The 13,851-nt window shown below is 42.6% G+C and carries 13 protein-coding genes; all 13 read right to left on the bottom strand.

Going from position 1 to position 13,851, the window contains the following annotated elements:
- Nucleotides 1–836: 836 nt before the first annotated feature.
- Nucleotides 837–1,943 (bottom strand): ROK family transcriptional regulator, encoded by a 1,107-nt coding sequence (locus RBB45_RS22345; RefSeq protein ID WP_306010387.1) that lies wholly within the window; start codon nucleotides 1,941–1,943, stop codon nucleotides 837–839.
- A gap of 56 nt (nucleotides 1,944–1,999) precedes the next feature.
- Complete coding sequence (locus tag RBB45_RS22340; protein WP_022544451.1) at nucleotides 2,000–2,752, bottom strand: sugar isomerase domain-containing protein; 753 nt, start codon at nucleotides 2,750–2,752, stop codon at nucleotides 2,000–2,002.
- 15 nt (nucleotides 2,753–2,767) lie between these two features.
- Nucleotides 2,768–3,931, bottom strand: coding sequence for an N-acetylglucosamine-6-phosphate deacetylase (locus RBB45_RS22335; RefSeq protein ID WP_306010386.1), 1,164 nt, complete (start codon nucleotides 3,929–3,931; stop codon nucleotides 2,768–2,770).
- Nucleotides 3,921–4,697, bottom strand: coding sequence for a glucosamine-6-phosphate deaminase (locus RBB45_RS22330; protein WP_009792808.1), 777 nt, complete (start codon nucleotides 4,695–4,697; stop codon nucleotides 3,921–3,923). Before RBB45_RS22330 ends, RBB45_RS22335 begins: the two co-directional genes overlap by 11 nt.
- A complete protein-coding gene (locus RBB45_RS22325; RefSeq protein ID WP_306010385.1) occupies nucleotides 4,687–5,952 on the bottom strand; it encodes a neutral/alkaline non-lysosomal ceramidase N-terminal domain-containing protein in 1,266 nt (421 codons plus the stop codon). Before RBB45_RS22325 ends, RBB45_RS22330 begins: the two co-directional genes overlap by 11 nt.
- Nucleotides 5,953–5,980: 28 nt before the next feature.
- Nucleotides 5,981–7,216: an AGE family epimerase/isomerase gene (locus RBB45_RS22320; RefSeq protein ID WP_009792806.1), complete on the bottom strand. Its 1,236-nt coding sequence runs from the start codon at nucleotides 7,214–7,216 to the stop codon at nucleotides 5,981–5,983.
- 14 nt (nucleotides 7,217–7,230) lie between these two features.
- Nucleotides 7,231–8,742, bottom strand: a complete 1,512-nt coding sequence (locus RBB45_RS22315) for a sodium:solute symporter family protein (protein ID WP_306010384.1) — start codon at nucleotides 8,740–8,742, stop codon at nucleotides 7,231–7,233.
- Nucleotides 8,743–9,052: 310 nt separating this feature from the next.
- Nucleotides 9,053–9,463, bottom strand: a complete 411-nt coding sequence (locus tag RBB45_RS22310; protein ID WP_306010383.1) for a hypothetical protein — start codon at nucleotides 9,461–9,463, stop codon at nucleotides 9,053–9,055.
- Nucleotides 9,464–9,566: 103 nt separating this feature from the next.
- The gene (locus RBB45_RS22305) at nucleotides 9,567–10,241 is read right to left on the bottom strand and encodes a hypothetical protein (protein WP_306010382.1); all 675 of its coding nucleotides are present in this window, start codon (nucleotides 10,239–10,241) and stop codon (nucleotides 9,567–9,569) included.
- A gap of 21 nt (nucleotides 10,242–10,262) precedes the next feature.
- Nucleotides 10,263–10,604: a YobA family protein gene (locus tag RBB45_RS22300; protein ID WP_306010381.1), complete on the bottom strand. Its 342-nt coding sequence runs from the start codon at nucleotides 10,602–10,604 to the stop codon at nucleotides 10,263–10,265.
- 36 nt (nucleotides 10,605–10,640) lie between these two features.
- Nucleotides 10,641–10,976 carry a YobA family protein gene (locus RBB45_RS22295; RefSeq protein WP_306010380.1) on the bottom strand — a complete coding sequence of 112 codons (336 nt, stop codon included), beginning with the start codon at nucleotides 10,974–10,976 and terminating at the stop codon, nucleotides 10,641–10,643.
- A gap of 231 nt (nucleotides 10,977–11,207) precedes the next feature.
- Nucleotides 11,208–12,170, bottom strand: coding sequence for a 2-hydroxyacid dehydrogenase (locus tag RBB45_RS22290; RefSeq protein ID WP_306010379.1), 963 nt, complete (start codon nucleotides 12,168–12,170; stop codon nucleotides 11,208–11,210).
- Between the two features lie 167 nt (nucleotides 12,171–12,337).
- Nucleotides 12,338–13,834: an aldehyde dehydrogenase family protein gene (locus RBB45_RS22285; protein WP_306010378.1), complete on the bottom strand. Its 1,497-nt coding sequence runs from the start codon at nucleotides 13,832–13,834 to the stop codon at nucleotides 12,338–12,340.
- Nucleotides 13,835–13,851 lie beyond the last annotated feature (17 nt).

Below are 13,851 nucleotides of genomic sequence, written 5' to 3'. Positions count from 1 at the left end.
ATCCAGAAAATTTAAATTTATGTGGTTTTCGGATGAAAAAAATGGAAAGTTCAGATAAATAATGAAACGAAATAGAGGAGGGCTCGTCTTATTTATAAAGAAGACGAGGAGGAAAATCAAAATTGTACTTTACATTTATAACCCTTATTTTACATGCATTCCTTATATTTTTTATATTAGCCATCACACTTCCATTTGCTGCGCAGCCAGTTCATAATTTGTCTCCAAACTTGTATATAAACTTATTTAGGTACCATGTTAAGTTATTTGCCATCTCCACTAGTTTAATCATAGCTTTTCCACTGACTCACCTTACAATAAGAAAGAATGTTAATTCCAAAAGGAAAATGATCATCTTTTTGGTTCAATCACTGTCATTGCTGTTCTTAGTTTTAATCTATTTTCTTAACAGAAACTATTTAAATGATCTAATGATCCGCCCCAATTTTGAGTAAGGGGGAATCTTTTCATCAAAGGGAAAAGACTAATTCAATAACCGCAATACCAGCTTAACCCAGCCAACCAAGCTCATCCAAAGCGGAACACTCAACAATACGCCCCAATACATCCCTCTCACAAAGTTTCCTTCTTCATTATTCATAAACAGCACTCCCGTCATGGATGCTGTTAAAAGTATGATCAAATCTATTGGGGTCTAAACAAACGGGTGCTGCTTATATAATGGAAAAAACCACAACTATTAGGTTGTGGTTTTTACTCTATGCAGCTATCATATAAAATTTAGGAAAGTTTGATTGGTATTGGAAACCAATGCTTCTCGTGAAATATTTGTGTGAAACAAGATTATTCGGGAGGTACCTGTCACCTCTATCACTCTATCCCTCAAACTGATGAATCACAGCCGTAGCTGCACCCACTGTTTGAGAAAATGCTTCCTTATTAAAGTAGATATGTGTCTGGAAGCTGGGGATTCTTAAGGCATTCTGATCAAGGTAGTCCCTGACGGAAGATTGAAAGATTCCATATTGATTGTACGGGCTGTCTATCACAATCTTCCCTGGGTTTATAAGATTAAGGATGCTTATCAGGGAAACACCTAATAAAGTTCCGTATTGCTGAAGCTTCTGTTCTGTTTCTCTCTCTCTTGCATCCCTAGATATACCATCAAGACTGGACTGCCATTCATAGAATACCTTTCTGCTGATCATCTTCTCAAGGCATCCCTTTTGGCCGCATCCGCAGAGAGGCCCATTGGGATCCACAGAAATATGGCCAATCTCCCCGGAGGTGAAGCTTTCTCCGTTCCAGATGCTACCGTCAATGATAAATGCACCGCCAATCCCGTCACCAATCCGGATATAGAAAAAACTGCTGGCATCGATATCTTCGTCATATACACTTGAGCAAAGGGAGGCCATTTTAACATTATTTTGAATGACCAAAGATACCTGAATAGAGTCCTTTAACTTATCTGAGATGTTTACATTTTTCCACTGAAGATTCGTAGATTCATAGACGATGCCTTCTTGTGAATTCACTATCCCTGGCACACCGATTCCAATGCCCAGCACATTGGTAAACTCATTGATCAGGCTTTCTGCAATGCAGATTATTTTTTCACAGACAGCAGTGATGTCCCTGCCTTCCACTTCTATAAAGCCGCTTTTAAGCGTTTCCAGATAATAATTTGTAACAACATATTCAATCCCATTATGGTGGATGGCCATTCCAATTGCATGGTAAGCATCCGCATTCATTTCAATCAGTATTTTAGGCCGCCCGGCTTTTTGCAGGTCCTTTACACCCACTTCGCGGATGATTCCCGCATTTATGTACTGATCCACGATAATAGACACGGTGTTTTTGCTTACCCCCATCCATTTCGCAAGATCTTTCCGGGACGTTTGCTTATATTTGCGCAGAAGCGATAGTATTTTCTTTTGATTTTGTTCGCGTAGTATACCTGGCCCTTTGGTTAACATGGCTGAATCCTCTTTTCTACTCACTGCCGTTTCCAACCATTATATCAAGCACAAGCTTATAATTTCTTAATTTTGTGCTTAAAACGTGAAATAAACTGCTGGTTCCATTCATCTCCTCCCGTTGCGTTTCCGCTCTTCCAGATGGGAGGCTGAATACCTTGCTCAACCAGTAATGCAATGGCCTCCATGCTTACAGAATTAAGAATATAGGCATTTACAAAAGTGGATATTGCTCCTACCTTCTGTTCGAGACCCTCTATTTCAATTACCGCGTCGCCCACCTCTATTTTGGAATCAATGGAGATATCCACTATGTCATGCAGATTCTGCTTGGACGGATGTCTTGCAATATGATCTGCAGGAGTGGAGGCAGCATGCTTCACTGAAGATACTCCGATAGTCTTCACGCCCAGCCTTTTTGCTTCCAGTGCAGCATCGATCGTCGCTGCGTTGATTCCATATGCGTTTACGATGATCAAAAGATCACCTGATTCCAGGCCATAATCCTGGAGGACCACTTTTCCATAGCCCGGAGTACGCTCAATCGCCATCGATCGCAGAGCCCCGCTGCTCAACAAGGTGCCTTCATCCAAAATAGCACTAACATGCATCAGCCCGCCGGCACGAAAGAACAACTCCTGTGATCCCAGATTGGAATGGCCCCCAGGCCCATATACGTACACGATTCTGTCTTCTTTTATATGGTCTGCCACGGCCCTTGCCGCCAGATTGATATCATCACTCTCTGTTGCGATAATTTCTTCCAGATAGCTTTTAATCTGACCAAAGTATTCTAGTGCATAATTCATCACGAAACACTCCATTCATTGATTTATGGGACCCGGATCCCCCATTTTTATTGCCTTAATTAACTCCATACGGCCGTTTTCTTTGCGAAACAAGAGGAGATCTGCCGGTGCACCTGCCTGCAGACCGTCTTTCTGCGGAAGGTTCAGCAGCTTCGCAGGCAGGATAGAAGCTTTTTCAATGGCTTTTTCCAAAGCTGTTATGCCCATGGATGTTAGAGTATTGACTCCCCAAAGGATGCTTTGGGCAGAGCCCGCCAGCAGTTTCGGTTCATTCTTCAAATGCAGCTTTCCTTGTTCCGTTAAGGTAACTTCCCCTCCCACGGGAGCTGTATAATCACCCGGGGGGAGACCGGCTAATGCCACGCTGTCGCTAATGATCAGCATTTTGTCTTCCTTTACCTTCTCAATCACTTTTAAAACCGAAGATGGCAAATGGTAGCCATCACAAATGACTGTTGCTGCAAGTGAATCCTCCGCCAGCTGATCCCATAGATAGTTTGGATGCCTCGGGAGCATCACATGGGCGCCGTTGCCGAGGTGCGTTGATAGTGCTGCTCCCGCTTTAACCGCCTCCCTGATCTGTTCCCCATCGGCCGCTGTGTGGCCGATAGACACCAGCACTTGATGTGCTGCTGCCTTCTTGATAAAGTCCGCCGCATCCGGCCATTCAGGTGATAGTGTAATCATTTTGATCAGTCCATTGACTGATTCATTCAGTGCCTGGAAAAACTCAAAGTCGGGAGGCTGAATATATTGTTTGCTGTGTGCCCCTCTTGGGCCATCCTCGCCTGATAGGAACGGTCCTTCCAAATGGATTCCCGGTATCATGCTTCTCACCAGTTCATCTTGCTCCCGTGCAAGTGAAATGGTAGACGTGAGCGATGCAATTTGATTAAAAGAGTTTGTAATAATCGTAGGAAAAAAGGAAGTAGCCCCTTCCTCCAAAAGAAACAAGCAGGCCTTCCTTACATCATCCACGGTGAGTTCAATGCTATTAAAATCAACACCCCTGTAGCCATTCACCTGGAGGTCTACAAATCCGGGAGCTATATAAAGCTCAGAATCCTCCAACGCAGCCAAGGGTTCCATTGATTCGATGAAGCCATCTTTGATGATGATTCTTACTGGCTTATTATCCTTATAGTGCATGCCCTCCAGCGTATAATAATTACCTTCCATCCTGTTCATCTCCAAAGGAATCCTTATCCAAATATAATTTTGCCTGAGCATGCGTCCTCAAAATAGTGGCAGGACATGCCGTACTGATTGGGCCATTAAGGGTCTGCCGAACGGCTTCCGCTTTTGTTCTGCCAGGAACAGCACAATACATGGATCCTGCTGCCAGCAAGGCCGGGATTGTCAGCGTAAAAGCGTATAACGGCACATCCTCCAGGCTGGAAAAACAGCCATCATTTACTTGCTGCTGCCTGCATGCATCCTCCAGTTCCACTTTTTTAATCATGTGTTCATCTTCAAAATCAGCAACCGGGGGATCGTTGAAAGCAATGTGCCCGTTTTCCCCAATTCCAAGACAAACAATATCAATTGGAGCTTCCTGTAATAGGCGTGTGTACCGCTCCACCTCTTCCTTATCGGAACTGTTGATGAGATGAACCTGCTTGAATGAAACTTTGTCAAACAGCCTCTCCTTCAAAAAGTTTTGGAAAAGCTGTGGCGCATCATTTGGAAGGCCAATGTATTCATCCATATGAAAGGCGGTCATATCCTCCCACCTGATTCTGCTGTCCTGTATTAAATAATCCAGAACCTCATTCTGGGATGGCGCTGCGGCAAAAACCATCCGGATTTCACCCTGTTCCTTTTGAAGCTTTACAATCTGCCCTGCGATATCAGCAGCTGCAGCCCTGCCCATGTCATCCCGGTTTTTAAACACATAATAGGTCAGCTTGTCTTTCTGTCCTTCTTTAATTGCTTTAACTGTCAATTCTCTCACCTACTAAACTATTTTTTATGGCCAGCACGATTGTCTCTTCCATCCCTTCCTGAAAAGGCGCGGGCAGTCCGAAATAATAGATAAAATCCTCCGATTCATATCCGCCTTCCCGGATCTGTGCAGCAGTCGGGATATACCCGGACATCCCGTTGCTGTATCCTATTGCAAGCGACCCGGGAGAGAGGCCCCTTACATACTGCCCATACTGCTGGACCATCTCTCCACTGAAACAGACAAGACTTAAATCATTTCCAAGATTTAATACCTGTATCTCCAACTTGGCCGATCTTCCAGCGCTCCAGTGCTTATGAACATGATCCTTCCATAAACATTGGACTCTCGCATCCATCTCTGCTGCAGCTTGATAACCTTCCTGGAAGAAAAGGGGCACACTCATCACCTTCGCTTCCATGAAATTCATCTCCAGCTTTTCACCCGCCTGTTCCCTCAAAGCCTGAAGAACTGGCGCAGCAAGCCGGGCTCCCAGCCGTTCCATATCAGATGTTTCTCCTCTATAAAACTCTTTATCTTTTACTAATGCCGGTCTTACCTCTCCACAGCAGCCCTGCAAAAAGCCGATGACTGCATTGCTGTATTGCTCTTGAATTATGGCACAGCCATAACCCGGAAATTCAGCTGAAAGAATATTGGCATCCGTTGAGGTAGGATGGCAGGCATAGTGAAGCAGCACCCCTTTTACTTCCTGGTTCTTTTTTTCAAAAGAAATAATGGAAACTGTTTGATCAACAATCCCATCGTAATTAGGCCTCATCACGATTCTCTTGCCCTCGGAGTATCTGCGGTTTACCCCCATCTCACACGTTGTATATCTCCGGGCTGCAGTGACTATTTCTTTATCACTTTTTGCGGCTCTTACACTTTCAATAATCATTTCTTCCAATGAGCCGAGATATTGAGGATCCGCTTCACCAAGAAGGCTTGTAAAAGCAGCACTGGTCTGCGGACCAGAGTGATTGTGGGTGGCATGAAAGCAGATATACTCCGGATCAATGCTAAATTTATCGCTCAAGGTGCCTCTCCACTTTTGAACATATTCTGTATCCCACCAGATCACATCCCCTATGAAGAGGACTGATTTTTCTGCTCCGATTTCAAAATAAAAGGTTTTTAAGAAAAGAGGAGAATGGACACTCTCTGCCTTGCCTTTTCGATGGGCAAACCCCGCCAGCTGCACTGGCATCTCCGGGGTTATATCAATCTGATGAACTCCCAGCCAAAGTGACATGCCGTATTCTCCTTTCTGTTCACCATCACTAAAACAACTTCATAATCAGTATAAAATTCCTTATCACATGGAATGGATCCTTCACCGGAAGCGCAACTACTTTGTTTAATGGCTTGCCTTGCCGATCCCTGATTTGAATCCATTCTCCAATCTGTTTATCAGGGTTTGGAAAGGTCTTGAACGTGTAGCCGGCCACCCGCTGATACCATTCTTTAAACACCTCTTTCTTGGTATGCTGGTAGAGAAGGAGCAGCGTATACAGCGCTTCAGAATGCGGCCACCAAAGCTTGGTGTCCCAGGTATCGCGAATGAGGGCACAGTAGGGTTCATCATCATTCTCCCGCCCGCTTGGCTTGCCGCCATTTTTATCTACAAAACGCAATAACCCGCCATATTCCTCATCCCAGCCAGCTTCAATCGCTTTTAAGGCAACTTTGGAAAGTGCTTCGAGGACCGCCCCGCGCTCACTTTCTTTCCATTCGTGCAAGCTATGGAGATGAAACCAAATTGATTCGAGCGTATGGCCAGGATTCAGATGATTTTCCAATAACGTACCGCCGCTCCCTTCCCTTTGCGGTTTCAGCTCAACGCACCTGCCATCTTCAGCAATGAATTCTCTCAATATATATCTGCTCAATTCACCAGACGTCTTTACACCAAGACTCTCTATGGAAAAAGAATACTGGTCTGCTGTTTTCTCTATTTCCTGCGCGACATTTAATAGAATCATATTGATTGAATGGGATAAATAGCCTTCAGGAATAGGATAGGGCTCTGTTTTCACCTTTCCCTCCAGCACTCTCGTGTTTACAGTCTTATAAACCGATACTGCCAGGGAAAAAGCATCAGCATTATTAAATATTTCGGCATATTTATTTACTCCGAGAACAAAGAAGCAATCTGCATATATACTAATATCCTTTTGCCCCTCAATTTCCCCTCCATCCTCAGTGACAGCATAAAGCACATGGTTTTCCCTGGTGAGTGTATGCTTCTTCAGAAAGGCATACGTTTTTTCCGCCATGTCCTTTAATGATGCTGATTCAAGGGGCAATCTTCCTGCCTCGGCCAGCTGATACAGCTCAGAGCAGAGCCAAAGGAAGCGCCCCTGTGACCAGGTATATTTGACTCTGTTGACGAGCTGTGAGCCGTCGTTGGTGTAGCAGGTAAAAACGCCGCCATGCTTCTGGTCAAAGGCATTTTCCCAGAACGGCCAGAAGTTCTCCACAATCTCCTTCTGATAAAATTCATTTATTTCATTCATTAAATTCTCCTCTTTTATAATGCTGTATTGATGTTTTTTGTATCGCTGGCAAGCTCTTCGTCACTTTTGCTTATGGCAGTCAGCATATCCTCCACATCCGGCGAGACTGCTTTGCTGTTCAAAAAGCCCATTCCGATATAAACAAGTGCAGAAGAAAACACCGGGGCACCCAGTTCTACATAAAGCGGCCAATCCACCCAATATTTGGTGACTGCAAACATGATAAAGCCTGCAATGATGGATGAAATTGCTGCTGCGGAACCGCTTCGTTTGAAGGCTGGCAGAAGCCCAAGCAGCATTGGGATAGAGACAGGTCCGACCAAGGCTGCGAACCAGGAGATCAGCAGACCGAGAACTCCGCCGAAGTTATCTGAAAAGATAGCGATAATAAGGGTAGCGAAAGTAAAGATGAATGTAGTAATCCGGGCAATCTTCAAGGTGGCCTGCTGGTTAAGCCCTTTGAATTTCCGGGACATAACGGGAAGTATATCTCTGGTGATTACAGATGAAATAGTGTTGGCGTCTGAGGATGTCATCGACATGGTTGCGGCAAATAATGATGCCAGCACTAGACCAACTAAGCCGGCTGGAAGAAGCTCCTGTGTCAAAAGGGCATATGATTTGGTCGGATCATCAAGATTCGGCAGAATCAGCGGAGCAGCCCACATCGGAAAGAACAGGATCAATGGGAACAAAAGGTAAAGCCAGCCAGATAATAGGGCAGATTTCTTTGCTTCTTTCCCGGATGGAGAAGAGATGTATCTTGCTGCAAGGTTCCAAGTACCCCCGTTGTAGCTTAAGAAAACAATGAAGACGAAGACTAGCACATAACCAATTGAGTAGGGTTCATTGAATGGCTGGCTATTCGCCGGCGGGAGCTGGTCCCAAATCCCGAAAATTGAACTAACACCACCCATTTTGCTTAATACTATAAAGAACATGACAAATGCTGCCACAATTTGAATAAGGAATTGAACAAAGTCTGTCCACAGATCGGCCCATATGCCGCCAATCGTAATATAAACCAAGGAAACCAATCCCGACAGCAAGATTCCGTACATGATCGGAACCCCAGTAAATACGTTCAACAGTATCCCAATCGCAGCCCATTTGGCTCCAACATCAAACAGTTTTAACAGTACACCGCTCCATGCGATCAATTGCTGAGTCGGCACATTATAGCGCATCGCAAGATACTCAGTTGGCGACTCAATATCCAGCTTCGTTCTCAGCTTAGACCAGCGTGGCGCCATAATGTAAGCGCCTACAATTACAGATACGAAGATCGGCAGCGCCCACCACACATACAAACTGAACCCATGAGTATAAGCAAGCCCTGCATAGGCCACAAATACAGCCCCGCTATAGCCGCCCACATGATGGGAAATCCCGCCCAGCCACCAGGGAAGATTCCCGCCGGCAACAAAATAATCCTTCGATCCTTGAACCTTTTTAAAAGTGGTGAATCCAATAACAACCATCAATAAGAAAAATGCAATAATGACTCCCCAATCTAATCCGCTCATCCTCATGCTCCCCCTTTTTTCATCTTAACGCTATAAAAAATCCTATTGAATATCACAAATCTTCACCCTGTAAACCTCACCTCCTTTATTTAGTAATAATATATGACTAATTTAATTAGAAAATAACATAAGTTCATCTGTTTGTAAAATTAATTTCTGAATTTTTAAAAATAAATATTCACTTATCCCTTCCATTTTCAAAATAGAAAAAAAGGTAAAGCAACTAGTGCTTCACCTTAGAAATCGTATCATTATTAAATTAGCTCACTGTGAAACATCTTGAGAAACAAGATTTTTCGGGAGGTGCCTGTCACCTAATTTTGTAATAAAAGATTTTTTTATTAGTAGCTTCTAATTTAACTTCCTCATTGGTTCTTTCAAACTCAGAAAGTATGTGATCAATGTTTTGCCGCTGAGCATTCGTTACATCTTTATGGGATGTTAATTGCCAGTATTGCGGGAATAACTGAAGGATATCATGATATCTATCTGTATCATCCATCTTCAACGCACGATAATTCATTGTTAAAAGCTCAAAAGTGGTAATAACGTTTTCTCTACTTAGTTCAAAGATCTCTTTTGACTGTTTCCCATGTCGATAACCTTCAGTAATTTCACTGTCTTTTTTTACTTGTTCAAAAAAAGTCCTGAAAGCTGCTTCTTCTAATTCTTTTTCTTTATAATCATTTTCGACTTTAAAGAACCAGATGAAAAAAAACACAGATTGCCAGTAAAATAAAAAGCAAAAGCTTTTTGTTCATCTATATAATCCCCTAACGCTGTTTTCCAAACTAACATTTAATAATCCCGTATTAGTCCTCAACTTATTCCCACTCATAATTCTCGACCAGCTCAGCCATCTTCGGAACTATTTTTTGAAGAGAATCTATTCCTGAAAAGTGTTCATTATTTGAGATTACTGTAATGTAATTGCCATCATGCCCTACCCAAAATACTGTGGAATCCCCGGTTAAAGTAACGATCGGTACATTGGCTGACCATGTAAGTTTAATGAGTCTGGTGATGTTATTTTTGGTCCTTTTCACAGGATAAGGCGACTCGTGCTCCCTTTCCTCCAGGCTGAACACATCCTGTTTGATCGACCATAATGACAGGTTCAGCATACTTCCGTTTCCATGCAAATAAGGATAATAGGCTTTGAATTGCTGCGGGGTGCGAATCACTGCTTTTACAAAGAAGGTATCTTTGTATTCGCCCTTCACACAATTGAACGCTATATCCTGCTCCCTGTACAGATCTTCAAATTCTGCCTGCTGAAAATCAAAGATTTCCACAAGTGAATAAACAGGATAATAATCCGGATTCTCCATCCAGCTGCAAAAAAATACTTCATAATGATTTGTAAGACCACTTTCGGCATAATAGGGAAATTCCACGATATGCCGGAAATCTCCGTATATCTCAAAAGGATAAGTGGCTTCCGCCTTCGGTTCTGTCATTACTTTTCCGGGAGGAAACCAGCTGACTTCTATTTTCATTTTCTTCCCCTTACTTTTGCTTTATTCTTCCAATACCTCAATCCGCTCTGCCCCTGTCTTAGGAGGAAGCGATTCCTGAGCCTTGCCGTTGTAGGTTATGGCAACTTTTTGCCCAACCTCTAAATTCTTTAATTGTCTTTTACTTACATAAAAAAACATGCCTTGTTCGTAAGCTATTTTCATTATTTCTTCTTGTGTTCCATTCTCAAGCACTTCATCTGAAATGTTACTAATGACCAAAATCATATTAGGGTCAGACAACTTTTGGGCAACATAACCTTCAAAGACAGGCTTTTTCGAACATGAAGACATTACCATACAGCAAAGGATCAGCATCATCACGAGCACTCTACTATTTTTCATTACTTTCCTCCCCCCACATGTTGAGGATCGCCGTCCTCACTTCACAATTTTTACCTTTATGGCTCCTGCTTGAGCTGGGGCTGAGGTTGCTTTATTTCCATTGTAGTAAACTATTACTTTCTGACCTGCTTTGAGCTTATCCCGAAGTTTGCTATCAAGGCTGGTAATTTTAAAAAATGTTCCTTCACCACCAAAAGTTTCTGCAAGTTCCTCAAACCCTTCCTCTTCTATCTCTTTTTCATTGGCCGGTACAACCCAAATTTCAGAATCACTTTTGCTTATAATGTAACCTTCTTCTTGAACCGCACCTAAAGTACAGGCAGACAATAATAGGAGGCAGCAAAACAATAATAATGTTCTGATGGTTGTCATTCCTTCCTCAAAAAATGGATAGTTTCAGTTTTACCGTTTATTTACAATTATATTTGAAATGGGTTGATTATAGAAGAGGTAAAATGACTACTATGTGTGGAACAATCTGTGAAACAAGATTAATCGGGGGGTGCCTGTCACCAATATAAAAAAGAGTGAAGCTTCTTTCACTTCACTCTCTGTAAAACTATTAATGTGGAACAAGATTATTCGGGTGGTGCCTGTCACCGCTTAAACGATAACACTGTTGGGTGTTAAGCCCTTTACCCCAAGCAGCAAATTGTCTACTGCTAATTCAGCCATTTTCATACGGGTTTTTACTGAAGCACTGCCTATATGCGGCAGTGCAACAACATTTGGTAAAGCCATAAGTGGATGACTGTTATTAATGGGCTCTTGCTCAAAGACATCGAGTCCTGCAGCCCATATCTCTCCATTGGTTAACGCCTTATATAAAGCAGCCTCGTTAACAATTCCGCCGCGTGCAGTATTTATTAGTATCGAAGTACTCTTCATTAATTTTAATTCTCTCTCACTAATCAGATTCTTTGTTTCAGGTGTATAGGGAGTTAATATGCATACAAAATCAGCTATTTGCAATAAATGATCTAACTCCTCAAACTTTATATCATGTTCTTCTTCTAAATGAGTTTTTCTTGTACGGTTATAATAGATACAGTTCATGCTAAACCCTTTAGCTCTTTTTATTAGTGCTTCACCAATTCTGCCCATTCCAATGATCCCCAATGTTGCTCCATAAACATCCCGCCCTGTAAGCTGGAATGGTGACCAGGTTTTCCATTTACCCATCTTAAGAAATTCATTTGACTCGATAATTCTTCTTGAGGCAGCCATTAAAAGTGCGAACGTTAAATCTGCAGTTGTGTCAGTTAAGATACCTGGGGTATTTGTAACTGTAATTCTTTTGTTTTTTGCTGCTTCAATATCTATATTGTTGTAACCTACAGCCATATTGCTAATCACTTTTAGTTGACTTGCCTTTTCAATAATAGACTCATCAATGTTTTCAGTTAATAAGCAAAGAAGGCCGTCAATCTCAGCAACTTCTGCTTCTAATATATCCCGGGGAACTGGGATATCTTCTTCGCTCCATACTTTTACATCACACTCAGATTTGATTTTAGCCATAAATTCATCAGGTATTTTCCTAGTAATATAAACTTTGGGTTTCAATATGAACCTCCTTTCTATTGTAATTTAACTCAAATTTAAATACACAGAAGCTTCACAACTGATTCAGTACGCTCTGGGTTTAGCTGAAAGGAACCTTTCAATGAATCTGATGCAATCATAACAACTATCAGGACTGGCTTTCTCCTCTACCTGCAGTGAAGCATTAGTTAGTATTGGTAATAAACTGCCTTCAGGTCTGTGAAGAAATCAATATTTGATTTTCCAATAGAATATGCACCAAAGCCAGAGTGTTTCCATCCGCCAAATGGCATATGTGCCGCACTGGCTGTTCCATGGTTTACATGTACCATCCCAACTTCTGATTCTTGGACAAATTGATGCGCCGCTGAGAATTGGCTGGTAAACACCGATGCTGCTAATCCATAACTAACAGAGTTAGCTATATCAAGGGCATCTTCTTGATCCTCAGCTTCCATTACACATAAGACCGGACCGAATATTTCCTCGCCTGCTACCCTCATTTGAGGAGTAACAGAATCCAGTAAGGCAGGCTGCATATATGCTCCGTCTGCAAATTGGCCAGTATTTAACACTTCACCACCATAAAGGAGTTTTGCACCTTCTCTAATGCCAGCTGTAAGATACTCTTGTACTGATTCAAGATGCTGTTGATTAATAAGCGGGCCCATAGATATATCACTCTGCCATGAAGGGCCTACTTTAATGTTTTGCAATTCTTTTAGCAGTGCCTCTGTAAGTTCTTGTTTTTTATCTTTTACCACAATTACCCTGCTTAATGATGTACATCTTTGACCACTGCAAGCAAATGCTGCTGGCACAATTTGTTTTGCAATATCCTCAGCATTATCAAAATCCAGAACTACTGCTGGATTTTTACCGCCTAATTCAAGCTGGGTTTTCACCAGCCTTCTGGCTGCTCTTTCGTTTATTTGGATTCCTAAATCAGTGGAACCGGTAAAGCTGATTCCTTTTACGAGGGGATGATTGATAAGCGGGGTCCCTACTTTAGATCCGCTGCCCGAGATGAAGTTAACAACTCCTTTCGGCACCCCGGATTTTTCGAGCAGCTGCATTAGCTTAACCGAAGTCCAAGGTGTTGCCGAAGCCGGCTTATAGACTACCGTACAGCCATAAGCCAGGGCAGGAGCAATTTTTCTCACTGGAGTAACAACCGGAAAATTCCAGGGGGCAATTGCTGCCACAACACCTATTGGCTGTCTCATTGTTGAACTTGTAACATTGGCTCTTTCTCCCGGCAGCGTGTCACCCTCGATGCGTGATGCTTCTCCGGCACAAAAGCGCGCTTCTTTTGCAGCACGGATTACCTCTCCTTTTGACTCTGCCAAAGCTTTTCCCTGCTCTGCAGAAAGCATATAACTTAATTCCTCCGCATTTTGCTCAAGTAAATCAGCGAATCGAAAAATAATGGCTCCTCTTTCCGGACCGGGAACCTTTGACCAGCTTTTAAATGCGTGGTGTGCTGCTTCTACTGCCTGGTCGACATCTTCTTCTGTAGAATTCTGAAAATATCCCAGTACCTGATGTTTATTTGCAGCGTTATATAGTGGAAATGTACTGCCGCTGAAGGTCTCTTTCCACTCGCCGTCAATAAAGTTTCCATATGATTTTTCAATATGAGTGTCCAGCCATTCCAACATATCTTTGTTTGTTGTACTGATCATCTATTTCAGCTCCTTAG

Source organism: Bacillus sp. MMSF_3328 (assembly GCF_030733525.1).
GTDB lineage: Bacteria > Bacillota > Bacilli > Bacillales > Cytobacillaceae > Bacillus_AB > Bacillus_AB infantis.
Note: the sequence above shows the minus strand (reverse complement) of the source record. Positions and strands in the feature narration are given on the sequence as shown.